Source organism: Streptomyces sp. NPDC045678 (assembly GCF_056432085.1).
Genome location: NZ_JBWKJS010000002.1, coordinates 453,784 through 471,216 on the forward strand (window position 1 = coordinate 453,784; position 17,433 = coordinate 471,216).

Annotated in this window: 16 protein-coding genes; 7 read left to right on the forward strand and 9 right to left on the reverse strand. The window is 69.8% G+C overall.

Annotated features, from left to right (window positions below):
* Positions 1–8: 8 nt before the first annotated feature.
* The gene (locus tag AC07DO_RS08525) at positions 9–1,820 is read left to right on the forward strand and encodes an ABC transporter transmembrane domain-containing protein (RefSeq protein WP_479057891.1); all 1,812 of its coding nucleotides are present in this window, start codon (positions 9–11) and stop codon (positions 1,818–1,820) included.
* Positions 1,817–3,682, forward strand: a complete 1,866-nt coding sequence (locus AC07DO_RS08530) for an ABC transporter ATP-binding protein (protein ID WP_479057892.1) — start codon at positions 1,817–1,819, stop codon at positions 3,680–3,682. Before AC07DO_RS08525 ends, AC07DO_RS08530 begins: the two co-directional genes overlap by 4 nt.
* 68 nt (positions 3,683–3,750) lie before the next feature.
* On the opposite strand, the gene AC07DO_RS08535 is transcribed toward AC07DO_RS08530, so the two are convergent.
* Positions 3,751–4,545, reverse strand: a complete 795-nt coding sequence (locus tag AC07DO_RS08535) for a metal-dependent hydrolase (RefSeq protein WP_479057893.1) — start codon at positions 4,543–4,545, stop codon at positions 3,751–3,753.
* A 61-nt stretch (positions 4,546–4,606) separates the two neighbouring features.
* On the opposite strand from AC07DO_RS08535, the gene AC07DO_RS08540 reads away from it, so the two are divergent.
* From AC07DO_RS08540 to AC07DO_RS08550, 3 genes are all read left to right on the forward strand, one after another.
* Entirely contained in the window at positions 4,607–7,180 is a 2,574-nt protein-coding gene (locus tag AC07DO_RS08540; RefSeq protein WP_479057894.1) for a DEAD/DEAH box helicase, read from the forward strand.
* Positions 7,181–7,226: 46 nt separating this feature from the next.
* Complete coding sequence (locus tag AC07DO_RS08545) at positions 7,227–8,129, forward strand: acyl-CoA thioesterase (RefSeq protein ID WP_479057895.1); 903 nt, start codon at positions 7,227–7,229, stop codon at positions 8,127–8,129.
* A 133-nt stretch (positions 8,130–8,262) separates the two neighbouring features.
* A complete protein-coding gene (locus AC07DO_RS08550) occupies positions 8,263–8,775 on the forward strand; it encodes a tetratricopeptide repeat protein (RefSeq protein WP_479057896.1) in 513 nt (170 codons plus the stop codon).
* A gap of 56 nt (positions 8,776–8,831) precedes the next feature.
* On the opposite strand, the gene AC07DO_RS08555 is transcribed toward AC07DO_RS08550, so the two are convergent.
* Both AC07DO_RS08555 and AC07DO_RS08560 read right to left on the reverse strand, forming a co-directional pair.
* A complete protein-coding gene (locus tag AC07DO_RS08555; protein WP_479057897.1) occupies positions 8,832–9,749 on the reverse strand; it encodes a DUF6397 family protein in 918 nt (305 codons plus the stop codon).
* A 111-nt stretch (positions 9,750–9,860) separates the two neighbouring features.
* A complete protein-coding gene (locus AC07DO_RS08560) occupies positions 9,861–10,274 on the reverse strand; it encodes a roadblock/LC7 domain-containing protein (protein WP_479057898.1) in 414 nt (137 codons plus the stop codon).
* Positions 10,275–10,377: 103 nt separating this feature from the next.
* Between AC07DO_RS08560 and AC07DO_RS08565 the strand changes: the two genes are divergently transcribed.
* The gene (locus tag AC07DO_RS08565) at positions 10,378–10,806 is read left to right on the forward strand and encodes a PPOX class F420-dependent oxidoreductase (protein ID WP_479057899.1); all 429 of its coding nucleotides are present in this window, start codon (positions 10,378–10,380) and stop codon (positions 10,804–10,806) included.
* A gap of 64 nt (positions 10,807–10,870) precedes the next feature.
* Here the strand turns inward: AC07DO_RS08565 and AC07DO_RS08570 are convergent, their stop codons facing one another.
* The 5 genes from AC07DO_RS08570 to AC07DO_RS08590 are packed head-to-tail and all read right to left on the reverse strand — an operon-like array spanning position 10,871 to position 15,795.
* Positions 10,871–11,476 (reverse strand): GTP-binding protein, encoded by a 606-nt coding sequence (locus AC07DO_RS08570; RefSeq protein ID WP_479057900.1) that lies wholly within the window; start codon positions 11,474–11,476, stop codon positions 10,871–10,873.
* Positions 11,457–11,870 carry a DUF742 domain-containing protein gene (locus AC07DO_RS08575; RefSeq protein WP_479057901.1) on the reverse strand — a complete coding sequence of 138 codons (414 nt, stop codon included), beginning with the start codon at positions 11,868–11,870 and terminating at the stop codon, positions 11,457–11,459. Before AC07DO_RS08575 ends, AC07DO_RS08570 begins: the two co-directional genes overlap by 20 nt.
* An 18-nt stretch (positions 11,871–11,888) precedes the next feature.
* Entirely contained in the window at positions 11,889–12,323 is a 435-nt protein-coding gene (locus AC07DO_RS08580) for a roadblock/LC7 domain-containing protein (RefSeq protein ID WP_479057902.1), read from the reverse strand.
* A complete protein-coding gene (locus tag AC07DO_RS08585; protein ID WP_479057903.1) occupies positions 12,320–14,965 on the reverse strand; it encodes a sensor histidine kinase in 2,646 nt (881 codons plus the stop codon). The genes AC07DO_RS08580 and AC07DO_RS08585 overlap by 4 nt, the downstream gene beginning before the upstream one ends.
* Before the next feature lie 56 nt (positions 14,966–15,021).
* Positions 15,022–15,795: an MHYT domain-containing protein gene (locus tag AC07DO_RS08590; RefSeq protein WP_479057904.1), complete on the reverse strand. Its 774-nt coding sequence runs from the start codon at positions 15,793–15,795 to the stop codon at positions 15,022–15,024.
* 152 nt (positions 15,796–15,947) lie between these two features.
* Between AC07DO_RS08590 and AC07DO_RS08595 the strand changes: the two genes are divergently transcribed.
* Positions 15,948–16,547: a class I SAM-dependent methyltransferase gene (locus AC07DO_RS08595; protein WP_479057905.1), complete on the forward strand. Its 600-nt coding sequence runs from the start codon at positions 15,948–15,950 to the stop codon at positions 16,545–16,547.
* A gap of 39 nt (positions 16,548–16,586) precedes the next feature.
* Here the strand turns inward: AC07DO_RS08595 and AC07DO_RS08600 are convergent, their stop codons facing one another.
* The gene (locus tag AC07DO_RS08600) at positions 16,587–17,336 is read right to left on the reverse strand and encodes an alpha/beta fold hydrolase (protein ID WP_479058569.1); all 750 of its coding nucleotides are present in this window, start codon (positions 17,334–17,336) and stop codon (positions 16,587–16,589) included.
* Positions 17,337–17,433 lie beyond the last annotated feature (97 nt).

Genomic DNA, 17,433 nt, shown 5'->3' on the forward strand with positions numbered 1-17,433 from the left:
GTACGAGGATGGCTGCACCGTCCACGGATCCCGACGTCCCCGACCGGCGCGGGCCTGCCCGCTACCTCTGGTGGGTGATCGTCAGCCAGCCGCAACGTGTGCTCCTCGGTGCCCTGTTGGGCAGCGTGTGGATGGTCTGCCTGACTCTCCCGCCGTACGTCCTGTCGCGCGCCATCGACGACGGCCTGCGACCGGGCGACCGCTCCGCCCTCGTCGGCTGGTGCGCGGCCTTGTTCGGCACCGGGCTCCTCAACGCCTGGCTGGCGATCATGCGGCACCGCACCATGACCCGGATCCGGCTCGACGCCTACTTCCGTACCGTGCGTGTCGTGGTCGACCACGCGACCAGGCTCGGCGCGGCCCTGCCCCGCCGGGTCTCGGCCGGTGAGGTCGTCACGATCGGTCACTCCGACGTGGGCGTGATCAGCCAGACCCTGACCGTGACGGGGCCCGGAGTGGGCGCCGTGATCGCCTACTTCGTCGTGGCCGCGCTGCTGCTGTCCGTCTCGCCGCTGCTCGCCGTCGTGGTGCTCGTGGGCGTGCCCCTGCTCGCTGTACTGATCGGCCCGTTCCTCGGCCGTCTGCAGGGGGCCGAGTCGGCCTACCGGGAGCGTCAGGGCGCGCTCGCCGCGATACTCGGCGACCTTGCCGGCGGCCTCCGTGTCCTCAACGGCCTGGGCGGCAAGGGGGTGTTCGCGGCCCGCTACGGCGAGGGGTCCCGCCGGCTCCGTGACGAGGGCTACCGGGTCGGTTCGAGCATGAGCTGGGTCCAGACCTTCGGTATCGGTCTGCCCACCCTGTTCCTGGCCGCCGTGACCTGGCTCGCCGCACGCATGGCCGCCCAGGGCGACATCACTGTGGGCGAGTTGGTGGCCGTCTACGGCTACGCCGCCGTGCTCGTCCTGCCGGTGACGTTCCTCATCGAAGGCAGCTACGACATCGGCCGAGGCCTGGTCGCCGCGCGACGGGTCGTGGACTTCCTGAACCTGGCACCCGGGGAATGGGAGTCCTGCTCGCGTGCGGAGCCTGTGCCCGGCCCGGAGAAACCGTCCGTGCTGCGTGACCCGCTGTCCGGTGTGGAGGTCGCGCCCGGACTCCTCACCGCCCTGGTCAGTGCTCGCTCCTCCGACGGCACGGACATCGTCGACCGCCTGGGCCGCTTCTCTCCTTCCCTTGCCACCTGGGGATCGGTGCGCCTCGACGCCGTCGCCCTGGACGAGGTCCGCAGCCGCATCCTGGTGGCGGACAACGAGGCCGACCTCTTCGCCGGTACGTTGCGCGCGGCCGTCGCCGGCCGTTGCGCGCCGGACGAGGAGGCCATCGCCCGGGCGGTCGACGCGGCCATGGCCCGTGACATCGTCCTCGGCCTGCCGGACGGGCTGGACGCCACGCTCGACTCCCACGGCCGCAACCTGTCCGGTGGCCAGCGCCAGCGCGTCCGCCTGGCCCGGGCCCTCCTCGCCGAGCCGGAAGTCCTCCTGGCCGTCGAACCCACCTCCGCGGTCGACGCCCACACCGAGGCGAACATGGCGACCCGGCTCAGCGCCGCCCGCGCAGGCCGCACGACTCTCGTCACCACCACGTCTCCCCTCGTCCTGGACCGAGCCGACGTCGTCCACTACCTGGTCGACGGCCGGGTGAGCGCGACCGGCAGCCACGCCGACCTTTTCGCACGGCATCCGGACTACCGACGCCTCGTGTCGCGCGGCACCGGCGAAGGCGCGGAGACCGAGGGCCACGAGGCGGAGCAGCAGCATGCGGCAGAACGTCGCACCCGCCCTCGCCCTTCCGACGAGCCGACTCATGAGGCCCTCCGATGACGTCGTCCCACCGCGGCCCGGTTGGCGCGGCCCCCGCACCCGGACAGCTGCCCGTGGCCGACCGCCGCCAGGTCCGCCGCGCCGCCGTCCACCTCATCCGCCAGGACACCGGCGCGTTCGTCACGATGATCGCCTTCAATGCGCTCGCGGCGGCAGCCGGCCTCGCCGGCCCCTGGCTCCTCGGGCGCATCATCAATACGGTCAGGGACGGCGGCGGCGTCGATGCCGTCGACCGCCTCGCCCTCGGCATCCTGGCCGGTGCCCTCGCCCAGCTCCTTCTGGCGCGCCATGCCCGCTACCTCGCCCATCGCTTCGGTGAGCGGACCCTCGCCCGCATCCGTGAACAGTTCGTCGACCGGGCCCTCGCGCTGCCCGCCTCGGTCGTGGAACGGGCCGGTGCGGGCGATCTGACGGCGCGCGGCACCACCGACGTGGCGACCGCCGGACAGATGCTGCGCGATACCGGGCCCGATGTGTTCGTCGCGGCGGTGCAGGCGCTGTTCATCCTGGCCGCCGTCTTCCTCCTCGATCCGCTGCTCGGTGTCTGTGGCGTGCTTGGTCTCACCGGCATCTGGTTCGCCACCCGCTGGTACCTGCGCCGCGCGCGTTCCGCCTACCTCGAGCAGGGCGCGGCGCACTCCGCGCTGGCTGAGGTGCTCGCGGCCACCGCTTCCGGCGCCCGCACCGTCGAGGCGCTTCGGCTGCGCGAGCGCCGCGTCGCGGACAGCGAGGCGGCGATCGAGCGGTGCGTCGCCGGCCATGACAGGACGCTCTTCCTGCGCAGCGTCCTGTTCCCCTCCATCGACATTTCGTACGCGGTCCCGGTCGTCGCCGTACTGTTCCTCGGCGGCGTGCTGCACCAACAAGGGTCCGTGAGTCTCGGCACAGTGGTCGCCGCGGCCCTGTACCTCCAGCAGCTCTCCCAGCCCCTGGACACGATCCTTCAGCAGGTCGAACAGGTCCAGGCGAGCGGCGCTTCCTTCGCCCGCGTCGAAGGACTGGCGGCCGCCCCCAAGGGGCCTTCCGAGCTCCCCGCTGCCGCTCCCCCGACGTCCGGCGGGCCCTCTGCCTCCCACTCCCCCAGCGGCACCACGGAGGACGACCGCATCGAGGTGCAGGAAGTGCGCTTCGCGTACGGGAGTGGAGGCGATGTCCTGCGTGGGGTCACCCTGTCCGTGCGTCCCGGTGAGCGGCTCGCGATCGTCGGGCCCTCGGGGGCGGGAAAGAGCACCCTGAGCCGACTCCTGGCCGGTATCGACACCCCCCTCGCCGGAACGGTCACCGTCGGCGGCGTACCGATCGCCGACCTGCCCCCGGACCAGCTGCGCAGGCAGGTCGTCCTCGTCACCCAGGAGCACCACGTGTTCCTCGGCACCGTCCGGGACAACCTCCTGATAGCGGCGGAGTCCGCCACGGACGCCGAACTCGGAGCAGCCCTCACCGCAGTCGGCGCCGACTGGTCGTACAACCTCCCGGACGGTCTCGACACCGCGCTGGGCCCCGGAGGCCACCAGCTGCACGGAGCGCAGGCCCAGCAATTGGCGCTGGCCCGAGTCGTACTCGCCGACCCGCACACGCTGATCCTCGACGAGGCGACCGCGCTCCTGGACCCGACGACAGCACGACACACGGAGCGGGCCCTGGCCGCGGTCCTCCGGGGGCGCACCGTCATCGCCATCGCCCACCGTCTGCAGACGGCCCACGACGCGGACCGCGTGGCGGTGATGCAGGACGGCCGGGTGACCGAGCTGGGCCCCCACGAGGAGCTCGTCGAGGCCGACGGCGCCTACGCCGCGCTGTGGCACTCCTGGCACGGTGAGCCGCGGCACGCCCGGCACGATGACCGGCCAGGCAGGGCGTGAACCGCGGCCGACACGTCCGACGCGGCCACCCCCGGAACGAGGGTGCCCCGTGCAGTGCCGGAGGTGACTCAGATGAAGTTGAGCGCGGCCGCGCCGCCCACTCCCCCGAGCAGCATGAACACCGGCATCAGCACCTTGAGCTCGATCCAGCTGCCGGCCCGGAACCGCAGCGCCTTCGGCGGCCCGACCGGGTACCAGCGCTTGCGGCCGATGGGGATGGGCCACAGGATCGGGCACCCGGAGACGGTCAGCGCGTCCCCGATGTCGTGCACCAGGGCGCCCAGCACGATCGGCAGCCCCAGCCACAGGTACTCCTGGCCGGGCTCGGTGAACAGCCAGTCCGCGCCGTTGCCCGGCTTGTCCAGGACCCCGGCGAGAATCCAGGCGCTCGTCGCGGCGAGCAGCCACACGAGCACATCGCTGCTCGATCCGCGAGCGGCCCGCCACAGCAGGCCCTCGATCGCGAGCACCATGTGGACGAAGAGGATCCCGAGGACCGCCCAGCGCCCGCCGAAGATCGCCAGGGCCGAGGCGCCCGCTCCGATCAGCACCGCCCACAGCCAGGTGTGCGTGAGCGTACGGTGCCCGCCCGAGCGGCGCGGGTCCCCCTGTTTGCGGGTCGCCTTGTAGACGGCGTACGAGAGTTTGTCGACGATCTCGCACAAGCCCCGGGAGATCGGTCCGAAGGCTCGCGAGATGGTCGCCGACTTGTGGTCCAGGTCGGGGGCGAGCGCCGCTCCTGCGCAGATCAGTGCCCCTACGAGGAGGACCGGCCAGGGCATCGTGTGCCCTGCGGCCGCCGCGGCAGCGCCGACCCCGAGCCAGGCCGCCGCTCCCGACAGTGAGTGTGCCGGTCCCATCATCGCTGTTGCCCGCCCCATTTCCCTTGGTCTGACGCCCCGTCGGCGACACAGCGTAGCGTTCGTGATCTTCGTGGGGACCTCCGGTTCCCTGATCGGGTGGGAAGGAAGGCAAGATGGGGGTGTGACCCTTATCGATCAGCTGCCGCCCGACGCCGACCCCGATGCCCTCTTCGAAGCCTTCTCGTCGTGGGCCGAGGACCAGGGCATCGCTCTCTACCCGGCCCAGGAGGAGGCGCTGATCGAGGTGGTCTCCGGGGCCAACGTGATCTTGTCCACGCCCACCGGCTCCGGCAAGAGCCTGGTCGCGGCCGGGGCGCACTTCACGGCGCTCGCTCAGGACAAGGTCACCTTCTACACGGCGCCCATCAAGGCTCTGGTGTCGGAGAAGTTCTTCGACCTGTGCAAACTCTTCGGCACCGAGAACGTCGGCATGCTGACGGGCGACGCGTCCGTGAACTCCGACGCTCCGGTGATCTGCTGCACGGCCGAGGTCCTCGCCTCGATCGCGTTGCGGGACGGCAAGCACGCCGACATCGGCCAGGTCGTGATGGACGAGTTCCATTTCTACGCCGAGCCGGACCGCGGCTGGGCCTGGCAGATTCCGCTGCTCGAACTGCCTCAGGCGCAGTTCATCCTGATGTCGGCGACGCTCGGCGACGTCTCCATGTTCGAGAAGGACCTGACGCGCCGCACCGGCCGGCCCACCTCCGTCGTACGGTCGGCGACGCGCCCGGTGCCGCTCTCGTACGAGTACCGTCTGACGCCGATCACCGAAACGATCACCGAGCTCCTGGAGACCAAGCAGGCGCCGGTCTACATCGTGCACTTCACCCAGGCCCAGGCGGTCGAACGCGCACAGTCGCTCATGAGCATCAACATGTGCACGCGCGAGGAGAAGGACAAGATCGCCGACCTGATCGGCAATTTCCGCTTCACCACCAAGTTTGGCCGCAACCTCTCCCGCTACGTGCGTCACGGGATCGGCGTGCACCACGCGGGCATGCTGCCCAAGTACCGCCGTCTGGTGGAGAAGCTCGCGCAGGCGGGTCTCCTCAAGGTCATCTGCGGCACCGACACCCTGGGGGTCGGCGTCAACGTCCCGATCCGCACCGTGCTGTTCACCGCCCTCACCAAGTACGACGGCAACCGTGTCCGCACGCTCCGAGCGCGGGAGTTCCATCAGATCGCCGGGCGTGCCGGGCGTGCGGGCTTCGACACGGCGGGCTTCGTGGTGGCACAGGCGCCCGAGCACGTCATCGAGAACGAGAAGGCGCTGGCGAAGGCCGGCGACGACGCGAAGAAGCGCCGCAAGGTGGTCCGCAAGAAGGCGCCCGAGGGTTTCGTCGCCTGGTCCGAGAGCACCTTCGAGAAGCTCATCGCTTCCGAGCCGGAGCCGCTGACTTCCCGCTTCCGGGTCACGCACACCATGCTGCTGTCCGTGATCGCGCGGCCGGGCAACGCCTTCGAGGCGATGCGTCACCTCCTCGAGGACAACCACGAGCCGCGCAAGCAGCAGCTCAGGCACATCCGTCGGGCCATCGCGATCTACCGCTCCCTGCTCGACGGCGGAGTCGTGGAGAAGCTCGACGAGCCGGACTCCACGGGCCGCATCGTGCGCCTGACCGTCGACCTGCAGCAGGACTTCGCGCTCAACCAGCCGCTGTCGACGTTCGCCCTCGCCGCCTTCGAGGTCCTCGACCCCGAGTCCCCGTCGTACGCCCTCGACATGGTGTCCGTCGTCGAGTCCACCCTCGACGACCCGCGTCAGATCCTCGCGGCCCAGCAGAACAAGGCGCGGGGCGAAGCCGTGGCGCTGATGAAGGCGGACGGCGTCGAGTACGAGGACCGCATGGAGCGGCTCCAGGACATCACGTACCCCAAGCCCCTGGAGGAGCTGCTCTTCCACGCGTACAACACGTACCGCACGAGCCATCCGTGGGTCGGCGACCACCCGCTGTCCCCGAAGTCGGTCATCCGCGACATGTACGAACGGGCTCTGTCCTTCACGGAGTTCACGTCGTTCTACGAGCTCGCCCGCACCGAGGGCATCGTGCTGCGCTACCTCGCGGGCGCGTACAAGGCCTTGGAGCACACCATCCCGGACGACCTGAAGTCCGAGGATCTCGAGGACCTGATCGCCTGGCTCGGGGAGATGGTCCGGCAGGTCGACTCCAGCCTCCTCGACGAGTGGGAGCAGCTGGCCAACCCCGAGGTCATGACGGCCGAGGAGGCTCAGGAGAAGGCGGACCAGGTCAAGCCGGTCACGGCCAACGCGCGCGCCTTCCGTGTCCTGGTGCGCAACGCACTGTTCCGCAGGGTCGAGCTGGCCGCCCTCGACCACGTCGAGGAGCTGGGCGAGCTGGACGCCGAGTCCGGGTGGGACGCGGACGCCTGGGGTGAGGCCATGGACAAGTACTGGGACGAGTACGAAGATCTCGGCACCGGTCCCGACGCCCGCGGCCCCAAGCTGTTGCTCATCGAGGAGGATCCCGAGCACGGTCTGTGGCGCGTCCGGCAGACGTTCGCCGACCCGAACGGCGACCATGACTGGGGCATCAGCGCGGAGGTCGATCTCGCCGCTTCCGACGAGGAGGGTCTCGCCGTCATCCGGGTCACGGACGTCGGTCAGCTCTGAGGGCCCCGAGGACCCGCGTGCCCCGGACAGGAGTCGAGGAACTGCCATGAACAATCCCGCCGACAAGTTGGTCGACCTGCTGGACCTGGAGCAGATCGAGGTCAACATCTTCCGGGGCCGCAGCCCGAACGAGTCCTTGCAGCGCGTGTTCGGCGGGCAGGTCGCCGGCCAGGCGCTGGTGGCCGCGGGCCGCACCACCGAGGGCGACCGTCCGGTGCACTCGCTGCACGCGTACTTCCTGCGCCCGGGTCGCCCGGGCGTGCCGATCGTGTACCAGGTCGAGCGGGTCAGGGACGGGCGCTCCTTCACGACGCGCCGCGTCACCGCTGTCCAGCAGGGCCGCACCATCTTCAACCTCACCGCCTCCTTCCACCAGCCCGAACAGGGCGCCTTCGAACACCAGCTGCCGCCGCGCCTGGCGGCCCCTTCTCCGGAGTCGCTGCCGACGGTCGCCGAGGAGATCAAGGAGCACCTCGGCGCACTCCCCGAGCAGTTGGAACGCATGGCCCGGCGCCAGCCCTTCGACATCCGGTATGTCGACCGGCTGCGCTGGACCGCCGAGGAGATCAAGGACGCCGAGCCGCGCAGCGCGGTGTGGATGCGCGCCGTGGGACCGCTGGGCGATGATCCGCTCGTGCACACCTGCGCGCTCACCTATGCGAGCGACATGACGCTCCTCGACGCGGTCCGCATCCCGGTCGAGCCGCTCTGGGGGCCACGCGGCTTCGACATGGCGTCGCTCGACCACGCCATGTGGTTCCACCGCCCCTTCCGTGCCGACGAGTGGTTCCTCTACGACCAGGAGTCCCCCATCGTCACGGGGGGTCGCGGCCTCGCCCGGGGTCGTATTTACGACACTGAGGGTCGCCTCCTGGTGTCGGTGGTGCAGGAGGGGCTGTTCCGTCCGTACGGGGAGCGCCACATGGACAGCCCGACATCCGGCGTCTGACCGGCGAGTGGCCTGCGCGGGCGAGAGGCGGGGGATATTCGCCGAGCATCTGTGTCTCCGTTCGGGATAGGTTCCGGTCACGATCAAGCACCCGGGCGTGACGGGGCTGCGAGGCTGTGAAGGGGACGGGGAAATGAGCGGGCAATCGGGCACGGACAGGGATCGGCTGCTGTCGGAGGCCGTGCGGCTTCGCGAGACGGGTCGGCGCGAAGAGGCCAGGGAGCGGCTCGTCGTTCTCTCCTCCGAACTTCCCCTGGATGCGGAAGTCGCCTATCAGGCGGCATGGGTCCACGACACGCTGGGCCTGGAGGCCGAGGCGGTGCCGTACTACGAGCGCGCGCTCAGCGGATCGGCGTTGACGGCTGACGACCGCCGCGGAGCGCTGCTGGGCCTGGGCAGCACCTATCGAATCCTCCAGCGTCACGAGGAAGCGGTCGCCACCCTCAGCGAGGGTGTGGCAGAGTTCCCCGACGACAACGGGCTCAAGACCTTTCTGGCCATGGCCTTATACAACACCGGTCGAACGCACGATGCCATGCAGCTGCTTCTGACACTGCTCGTCACCACGACCGGGGACCCGGAGCTCGCGGGCTACCGCCCCGCCATCGAGGAGTACGCCAAGGACCTGGACGCAACGATGGGCTGACACCGTCGCGGACAGGACAGAGCGGACAGGACAGAACTGTCTGCGCTGCGCGCTGCCTAGGGTTTACGGCGGCGCAGCCACTTCATCAGGCCTCGGGACTCCACCACCGCTGTGGTATCGCCCGGCGCTGTCCATTCCGTGGCGTGAGCGCTCGGTTCATGGTCACGTCGCGGGGCCGGCCGTGGCGCCTGGCGCTGCGCGCGGGCCTGGACGAGACCGATCAGGAGGCTGGAGCGCAGCCACCGGATCTCATCGGGATCGTCTGCCGTCGTGATCCTCTCCACGATGCGCGCCCCAGGTGATTCCGGTGCTCCAGGGCTGCTGCGTGGCGCGGGCTTGAGCCTGTTGATGTAGGCGCGTTCATAGGGGTCCCTGACGATCTCCGCGATCTGTAGCGGGGCGAGCAGCGAAGCCATGACTGCCACCCGCTCCCACGCGTCCTCCGACTGGCGGAGCAGGAATCCGGCGTGCCGTCCCCGCCAGTTGCGTGCTCGCAGGTCCTGGCCTTCTTCGAGCCGCCCTCGCATCGTTTCGGGCAAGCGGCCTTTGAGGAGTGCGGCGTTGAGTTCGGCAGCGGCGAAATGCTGCAGCTCTTCGGCGAGATAGAGCCAGACGACGGCGCGGTACCTGTTGAGGTAGAACTTTACGGGTGTCAGGAAGCCTGCACGGGCCAGGCGGGTGAAGCGCGCCGTGGTGATGTGCATGAGCTCGGCGCCCTCCGTGGTGCCGACGGCTCTGACGCCCTCGCGCAACGCTTCGAGACAGCCCTCACTTCCGCGCACGCGGTCGATCTCCTCGCGGGTGACGCGGCGCTGACCGCCCGGTGCCTCCCCTACCGTGCGGATACGCCCGAGCATGACGGCGAGGTCGAACTCTCCGCGTTTCAGTCCCAGTTCCCTGGCTGCCCAGCTCGGCGTGACCGTCGGCCGGACGGTCGTTTCCCCTGCCTGGTGCGTGATGGTGTCACCGGTCATCGTGGTTCTCCCCCGTGCGTGGTGAACTGCTCTCGGGAAAAACCGTAGACCGCTCCCGGCGATTCTCGCTCGACCTGTGGATAACTCTTGACGTGGCAGCGTCAGCGCAGGTCAGAGGTCCACGACAGGGGTGCGTTCCGGCTGCCGTGCGTCCACGCCGAGGTGCTCGCCGACCCGGTTCACGAGCAACGTCATCTCGTAAGCGACCTGGCCGATGTCCGCCTCTGCCGAGCTCAGGACGCACAGGCAACTGCCGTCGCCGGCGGCGGTGACGAAGAGAACCGCGTCGTCGAACTCGATCATCGTCTGCCGGACGTTCCCGGCATGGAAATGGCGGCCCGACCCCTTGGCGAGGCTGTGCAGCCCTGACGAGACCGCCGCCAGGTGTTCCGCGTCCTCCCGCTTCAGCTCCGAGCTGGCGGCGGTCACCAGACCGTCGTTGGACAGCACCAACGCGTGTCGTACGTGCTCCATCCGCTGGGTCAGGTCGTCCAGCAGCCAGCCGAGCCCCGTGCTCTGCCCCATGTTCCTGTCTCCCCGTGTGCGTTTCGCGTCGAATCCCCCTGGCTGGAGGATCTGACCTGCCAGCCTTCCCCACGACCGGCGCCCCGGCAAGCATGATGAGGACATGGCACAGAAGATGACCGATGACCAATGGCGGGCCTTCGTCTCGCACGGCACACGCACCGGCAAGCTCTCGACCGTCCGGGCCGACGGCAGCCCGCACGTCGCACCGATCTGGTTCCTTCTCGACGGGGACGACCTCGTCTTCAACACCGCTAGGGACACCGTCAAGGGTCGCAATCTCGCGCGGGACGGACGGGTGGCCCTGTGCGTCGACGACGATCAGCCGCCGTTCGCCTTCGTCGTCCTGCAGGGGCGCGCCGAGCTGAGCGAGGACCTCGACCAGGTCCAGCACTGGGCGGGACGGCTCGGTGCGCGCTACATGGGCGAGGACCGCGCCGAGGAGTTCGCCAAGCGAAACGGCGTTCCGGGAGAGCTCCTGGTCCGCGTACGCATCGACAAGGTGCTCGCCTATGCCGGGGTCTCCGACTGACGCGTCCAGCTCGCAGGGTTTGCCGTAGTCCGGCCGGCGCGCGTACGGCTGTTTTGCCGGTGCCTCATCCGACGGAGTCGAGCAGCCGGGCGGTATGGAACCGCCCGGCGTACTCAACCAGACGTATCAGCACCTCCTTCCCCGAATCTCGGTCCCGGGCATCGCACAGCACCACCGGCGTTCCGCGGTCGAGGTCCAAGGCCCGTGACACTTCGCGTGCACCGTACGTACGCGTCTTCGTGAAGCAGTTGACTGCCACGACGAACGGGATGCGACGGTGCTCGAAGTAGTCCACGGCGGGGAAGCAGTCCTCGAGCCGTCGGGTGTCCGCGAGGACCACAGCACCGAGGGCTCCCTGTGACAGCTCGTCCCACAGAAACCAGAAGCGGTCCTGGCCCGGGGTGCCGAACAGGTACAGCGACAAGCCGGAGCGGATGGTGATGCGGCCGAAGTCCATGGCCACGGTCGTTGTGGTCTTCCGGTCGACCCCTTCGGTGTCGTCCACCGACTGGCCCAACTCGCTCAACAGTTCCTCGGTGCGCAGTGGACGGATCTCACTGACCGCACCCACCAAGGTGGTCTTGCCCACCCCGAAACCGCCCGCGACCAGAATCTTCAGGGCCATGGCCGTCGTCTCGGTGGCCATGGCGTCAGAGCGCTCGGAGCCCATCGATCACCTCTCGGAGGATCTTTTCGTCGGGAAGCTGTGCGGGTGGCACGGGTCGGCTGACTCTGACGCAGCCCATCTCCAGTAGGTCGCCCAGAAGCACCCTGACCACACCGACGGGCAGATCCGCGCCTGCCGCGAGCTCGGCGACGGACTGCGTCTCCGCGCGGCACAGTTCGATGAGTGCCCGGTGTTCAGGACCGAGTGCCGTGCCGTCACCGGGCCCCGGCGCGCTGTCGTCCAGCGTCACCAGGGCGATCAGATCGAAGCGGACTCCGCGTGGTCCCGGTCTGGTCCGTCCGCCCGTCATGGCGTAGGGACGGACAAGTGGACCGGCTTCGTTGTCGTACCACTGGCTACCCGGCTGCTCCGGGACGCCGCTCGTGTCCTCGGTCATCGGTACCACCGCCCCCGGTCATCCGGTGGCCGGTGGCTGTTCGGCGAAGCGCGCCGGAGTGTCGAGGTGCTCTCCCACTCGTTTGACCATGCGGGCCATCTCGTACGCCACCAGGCCGATGTCCGCCGTTACCGCAGTGAGTACGGCGAGACAGGAGCCGTCGCCGGCGGCTGCCACGAACAGGAACGCGTCGTCCATCTCGACCATGGTCTGACGCACGCCGCCCGCACCGAAATGCCGCCCCGCCCCCTTGGCGAGGCTGTGGAAGCCCGAGGCGACCGCGGCGAGGTGTTCGGCGTCCTCGCGGGTGAGGGCGGTCGACGCGCCGACCGGGAGTCCGTCGTTGGACAGCACCACGGTGTGCCGCACCTCGCTCACGCGCAGCACCAAGTCGTCGAGCAGCCAGCCGAGTCCGCCGACTCGCCCGGCCGGGATGCTCTGGTCCTGGATCATGCGGGATCTCCTTCGATGCGGTCGCTGCCCGGTACGGGCCCCATGGGCGTGGGTGCCGAGCCGCCGGCACCCGGAGGCCTGCCGCCGCCGCGAGCCCAACCGTTGCGGTAGGCGGTCATGCGGTCGCGCACCTCTTCGGGGCTGCGCTCGTCCCTTCCGATGCCGTCTGCCTCGCCTCCGCCGCTCGCGGCGTGGCGTTCGCGCAGTTGAGGGGCGAGGCTCGCCTGCCGTACGCGGTGCGGCAGTTCACTCGACGCGTCCTGTGCGGCGTCCTCCGCGTCGGGGCCGGCCACGTCGAGCGCATCCGCGCGGGTGGGCGTCGTGCCCGGCGTTTCGCGCGTGTCCCGGCCGTGGTGCAACCGCAGCGCGGTGATCCCGGGCGGCGACGAGGCCTCGGCCGCGACGGCCAGAGCGGGTCGGGAGGCGGGGCGCGGGACGGAGTCGGCGTTCATGTCGTGGCCCGTTGGTTCGTGCACGCGCGCGTGCTCCTTGTCGAGGTCAGCCCCGGCTCCAGCCCCGCGCACCATGTGGCGGGCCTCCGAGGGGGGCTGTCGGTTTTCCCGCGTGCCGCTGTGCAGGAGGGCGGTCGGCAGCAGTACGACCGCTGTGGTGCCTCCGTAGGGGGAGGTACTCAGGTGCACTTTGATGTCGTGGTGTGCCGCGAGCCTGCTGACCACGAAGAGACCGAGTTGATCGCTGTCGAACAGGTCGAGCGCCTCGGAATGCTGGATACGACGGTTGGCTTCCACGAGCGTTTCCTTGCCCATGCCCAGCCCGCGGTCCTCGATCTCCAAGGCATAGCCGTTGCCCACCGGCTCGCCGCTGACGCGCACCTTGGTGTGCGGGGGTGAGAACTGGGCGGCGTTCTCGACGAGCTCGGCCAGGAGGTGGGTGAGGTCGGCCACCGCGGTGCCCAGGACCGAGGTTGCGGGAAGTTGTCGCACCTCCACGCGCGCGTAGTCCTCGACTTCGGAAACAGCAGCGCGCACGACGTTCGTCAAGGAGACCGGCAGCCGCCAGGCCCGGCCGGGCGCGGCTCCGGAGAGGATGATCAGGCTTTCCGCGTGGCGCCTCATCCTGGTGGTCAGGTGGTCCAGCCGGAAGAGGTCACTGAGCTCGTTGGGGTCGTCGGCCCTGCGCTCCATGGTGTCGAGGAGGTTGAGCTGCCGGTGGACGAGGACCTGTGTCCTGCGGGCCAGATTGACGAATACTCCGGAGACGCCGCTTGCGAGCTCCGCGCGCTCGATCGCGGCGTGCAGGGCCGCCCGGTGGACGGTACCGAGCGCTTCGGCGACCTGCCCGATCTCGTCGTCCGCAGGTGGCCCCTGAGGTGCCTCCGCGCGGGTCTGGATCTCCTCACCGGCGCGCAGCCGCCGCATCGCCTGCGGGAGTTTGCGTCGTGCGATTTCCAGGGCCCCGTTGCGCAGGGTCACCAGCTCGACCACGAGTCCTCGCCCGATGCGTACGGAGATGACGAGTGAGGCGGCGACGGCGGCCAGTCCGAGCAGGACCGCGGCGCCCGCAGGTGTGAGCACGCCGTGGGTCAGTGGGTCGGAACGGGTGGCCGCGCTTCGGTCCGCTCTTTCCTGGATCTCATGGAGTTCGTCCCGCACTGTCGCGTACGCCTCGTTCCACGTCTTCGCCGGGGCCGCTGCGAGGGCCTTTCGGCCGGGCTCGGCCAGGAGGACCTTGTCCTCGGCCGCCCGGACGTCCCCGTACGCCCTGGCGCCCTCGAGTCCGCGCCATGCTGTCCGCTCAGGGCCGCGCAGGTCCGGGACCGCTGTGTCAGTCAGGGTCCGGCGGGTGTCGACGGCTCCGGTGAACAGCCGGAGGCGCTCGCCCTCCAGAGCGCCGGCCTGCCGAGCCGCGGCAAGCACGGCATCCTCACGGGCCAGCATCTCCCCCGCCCTGGAGAATTCGAGCAGCACGCGCGCGTGGGAGCCCTGCGTGCTGTCCTGCATGCCTGTGAGGGCACCGCCCACCGCGAAGGCCTGAGCGATCGCCCTGGTGTACTGGCCGTACGTCGCGTCCCAACCCGTACGTCGGTCCAACACGTCGGCTCGTAGCGGTCGGAGGCCTTCGGCACCGTTCACGAAGGCTTCCAGGCGGTCAACCACCCCTTCGGGGAAGCCTGCTCCGTCGGCGACGGTCCGTTTGTCGCCGAGGCGCAGTTCTGCCACGGCACGGTCGGTTCTCGCGGCCCGGCGCTCCAGCACATCCTTGCGGTCGGCACCGGGCTCGACCGCGTAGCGTACGGCGGCGACGCGTTCGGCCTGGAGCGCGATGACGGCCGTCTCGACCGGGCCGCGTACGTCGGTGTCGGCGCGCTGCACCTGCCGCAGGCGGGCTACGTCCTGCGCAGTGGTGACGGTCGCGTACCCCCACAGTGCGAGGAGCGAGACGACGGGCACCATCAGCAGACACACGATCTTGGCCCGGACGGTGCGCGGACGCAGTCGCCACCATCCCGCGCGCGTGGCGGCCCTGTAGGTCGAGGGCTGCACGAACTGCTCCTCTCCGGCGGGGCGTTCGTCGGCCGGTGGGCCTGCGTGGGCGCGGCGGCCGCGCGTCGGCTGTCCAGGAGGCCGGGGATGAGGTATCGCGCCCGCGGCCGGATCGGGGGTGCTTCGCGTGGTGTCCATGGCCTCCTCGCTCGGTTGGGTGTGGTGCGGTGTACCGGCCGGCCCCGAATGCCTCTTCAGGAGGCGACACCGTCAACCGGTCGCTGGGCCGACACGGAGGCCTCACGCTCACCCTTGGTCGGGGACAGCGCGACGAAGGCAGAGGTCAGGAACAGGTAGGAGCCGAGGCCGACGGCGACGGGAAAGATGAACTGCATCGTGGTGGCTCCGGGCAGGGCGGCTTCGGAGGGGGTCACCCGCACGCTGACCGCGAACATGCCGGTGTAATGCATGCTCGTCACCGCGCCACCCATGACCAGAGAAGCCGCGACGACCGCGAGCGGGGACTTGATGTTGAGGCCGGCCCACAGCGCTGCGGTTGCCGCAACGACCGCTATGAGTACGGAGAGCGCGACCAGGACTGGGTCGTACCGCACGTCTCCATGCAGGCGCAGGGCCTCCATGCCGAGGTAGTGCATGCTGGCGACGCCGAGCCCCGTGGTGAGCCCACCCAGCGCGAGGGCGCGTCCTCGATCGCGGCCGTATCCCACAGCGAAGACCCCGGCGCCCACGACGGCCATCGCGACCAGGAGGCTTACGAAGGTCAGAGGCACGTTGTAATGGATCTCCGTGCCGGTGACGCCGAAGCCGAGCATGGCGACGAAATGCATCGTCCAGATGCCCGTCCCGATGGCGGAGGCGGCGGTGATGAGCCAGTTCCGCCGCGACCTGCCTGTGGCGTCCAGGGCGCGGACGGTGCAGCACAGACCGAGAGCGGCGCCGATACTGGCCATCGCGTACGACAGCACCGGGGTCAGCCAGCCGAAGATGGTGTGGTCCAGGTGTCCCATGGCCCCGGGACGGTAGTCCGAGGGAGGGCGCACGGCGGGGGCGCATTTCGAAAGCTGCTGGAATGTGACAGAGAGACGGCCCTGAACGATCGCGTCACGCTCGAACGAGTGCACCCAACGCGCGTACGGCACTTTGCGGGATCATGGGTCGCATGAGCGACGACCACACGCAGGTCCAAGAGTTCTTCACGGCCCGCGCGGCCGACTGGGACACGCGCTTTCCCGATGACGGGCCCGCCTATCGAGCCGCTGTTGCCGAACTCGCCCTGAGCACCGGCTCCACCGTGCTCGACGCCGGCTGCGGTACGGGACGGGCACTCCCGGCGCTCAGGGACGCCGTAGGGCCCTCGGGCGTGGTGCTCGGCGCCGACCTGACGCCGGCCATGCTGGTAGCCGCGACACAGGCGGGCAGGGACCTTGCCGGGCAACTGCTGCTCGCCGACGTGACGCGTCTTCCGGTGCGCACGCGGTCACTCGACGCCGTGTTCGGCGCCGGGCTGATCTCGCATCTGCCCGACCCCGCCGAGAACCTCCGGGAGCTGTGGCGGGTCGTCCGTCCCGGAGGGCTGCTGGCACTCTTTCACCCCATCGGCAGGGCGGCGCTCGCGGCACGTCAGGGGCGGCAGATCACCCCGGCCGACCTGCGGGCGGAGGCCAACCTGGGACCGCTGCTCGCAGGTTCCGGCTGGCTCATGACCTCGTACGTCGACGAGGATGCCCGCTTCCTCGCTCTGGCCGTACGCCAGGACTGAACCCGACCCGGTCCGCGAGCGACAGAGCGGGTCGGGTCGTCATCCGGCGATCGCGGCGACGAAAGCGTCCGCGTTGTCGAACATGACGTTGTGTCCCGCTCCCGGCGCGGTCACCACGCGCACCCCTGCTGCCGTCAGTTCGTCGCGTCCAGCAAGCTCTCCGCTCGCATCGCCCTGCAAGTAGACACGCTCTACCGGAAGTTCCATGAGCATCCGCCGCATCGTCGGCCGGGCGCCCGCGACAAGTCCCGACGCGCTGCGATGGAGAGCCAGGGGGTCCGCGAGACGCATGGTGGCCGCCCAGGTGGGGCCGACCCTCTCCAGCACGCGCGCGTAGCCACCCGCCAGAAAGTCTTCCTCCGTGTACGCGGCGATGCCGCTGCTGCCTGCTGTGACGGGAGGGTGAGGATCGAGGTTGGCCTCGGTGAGCACCAGCCTGGCCACCAGCTCGGGACGCCTGTGTGCGAGCACGATGGCTACCGAGCCACCCATACTGTGCGCGACGATTTCCGCCCCGACCACCTGCGCCTCGTCCAGGACGGCCGCCAATGCGTCTGCGTGATCTTCCAGGGAGTAGGCGAAGTCGGCCGGCCGGTCGCTGAGGCCGTGTCCGGGCAGGTCAACGAACAGCGAGCGTCTGCCCGCCAGTTCGGGGCGGGCGGCTATGTGCGCGTGGTAGACCGTGGACGCTGCACCGAGGCCATGGACGTAGACCCGTGCCGGGCCGGTCCCGTCCACCTCGGTCCACCGCACCCGGCTGCCCTGCGCATCGAACTGGGCCTCCTTCACCACCGCACCCCGTTTCCTTCGTCGTGTCGTTCACTCCGCCCACCGTTGGGGCGACCCCGGAGACCATACATCGGCACCGATGTATTACGTAGCAGGG

What these genes read in the sequence shown, in the direction of transcription:
- AC07DO_RS08525 (WP_479057891.1), top strand. Translation starts at nt 9, where the DNA reads ATGGCTGCACCGTCCACGGATCCCGACGTCCCCGACCGGCGCGGGCCT.
- AC07DO_RS08530 (WP_479057892.1), top strand. Translation starts at nt 1,817, where the DNA reads ATGACGTCGTCCCACCGCGGCCCGGTTGGCGCGGCCCCCGCACCCGGA.
- AC07DO_RS08535 (WP_479057893.1), bottom strand. Translation starts at nt 4,545, where the DNA reads ATGATGGGACCGGCACACTCACTGTCGGGAGCGGCGGCCTGGCTCGGG.
- AC07DO_RS08545 (WP_479057895.1), top strand. Translation starts at nt 7,227, where the DNA reads ATGAACAATCCCGCCGACAAGTTGGTCGACCTGCTGGACCTGGAGCAG.
- AC07DO_RS08550 (WP_479057896.1), top strand. Translation starts at nt 8,263, where the DNA reads ATGAGCGGGCAATCGGGCACGGACAGGGATCGGCTGCTGTCGGAGGCC.
- AC07DO_RS08555 (WP_479057897.1), bottom strand. Translation starts at nt 9,749, where the DNA reads ATGACCGGTGACACCATCACGCACCAGGCAGGGGAAACGACCGTCCGG.
- AC07DO_RS08560 (WP_479057898.1), bottom strand. Translation starts at nt 10,274, where the DNA reads ATGGGGCAGAGCACGGGGCTCGGCTGGCTGCTGGACGACCTGACCCAG.
- AC07DO_RS08565 (WP_479057899.1), top strand. Translation starts at nt 10,378, where the DNA reads ATGGCACAGAAGATGACCGATGACCAATGGCGGGCCTTCGTCTCGCAC.
- AC07DO_RS08570 (WP_479057900.1), bottom strand. Translation starts at nt 11,476, where the DNA reads ATGGGCTCCGAGCGCTCTGACGCCATGGCCACCGAGACGACGGCCATG.
- AC07DO_RS08575 (WP_479057901.1), bottom strand. Translation starts at nt 11,870, where the DNA reads ATGACCGAGGACACGAGCGGCGTCCCGGAGCAGCCGGGTAGCCAGTGG.
- AC07DO_RS08580 (WP_479057902.1), bottom strand. Translation starts at nt 12,323, where the DNA reads ATGATCCAGGACCAGAGCATCCCGGCCGGGCGAGTCGGCGGACTCGGC.
- AC07DO_RS08585 (WP_479057903.1), bottom strand. Translation starts at nt 14,965, where the DNA reads ATGGACACCACGCGAAGCACCCCCGATCCGGCCGCGGGCGCGATACCT.
- AC07DO_RS08590 (WP_479057904.1), bottom strand. Translation starts at nt 15,795, where the DNA reads ATGGGACACCTGGACCACACCATCTTCGGCTGGCTGACCCCGGTGCTG.
- AC07DO_RS08595 (WP_479057905.1), top strand. Translation starts at nt 15,948, where the DNA reads ATGAGCGACGACCACACGCAGGTCCAAGAGTTCTTCACGGCCCGCGCG.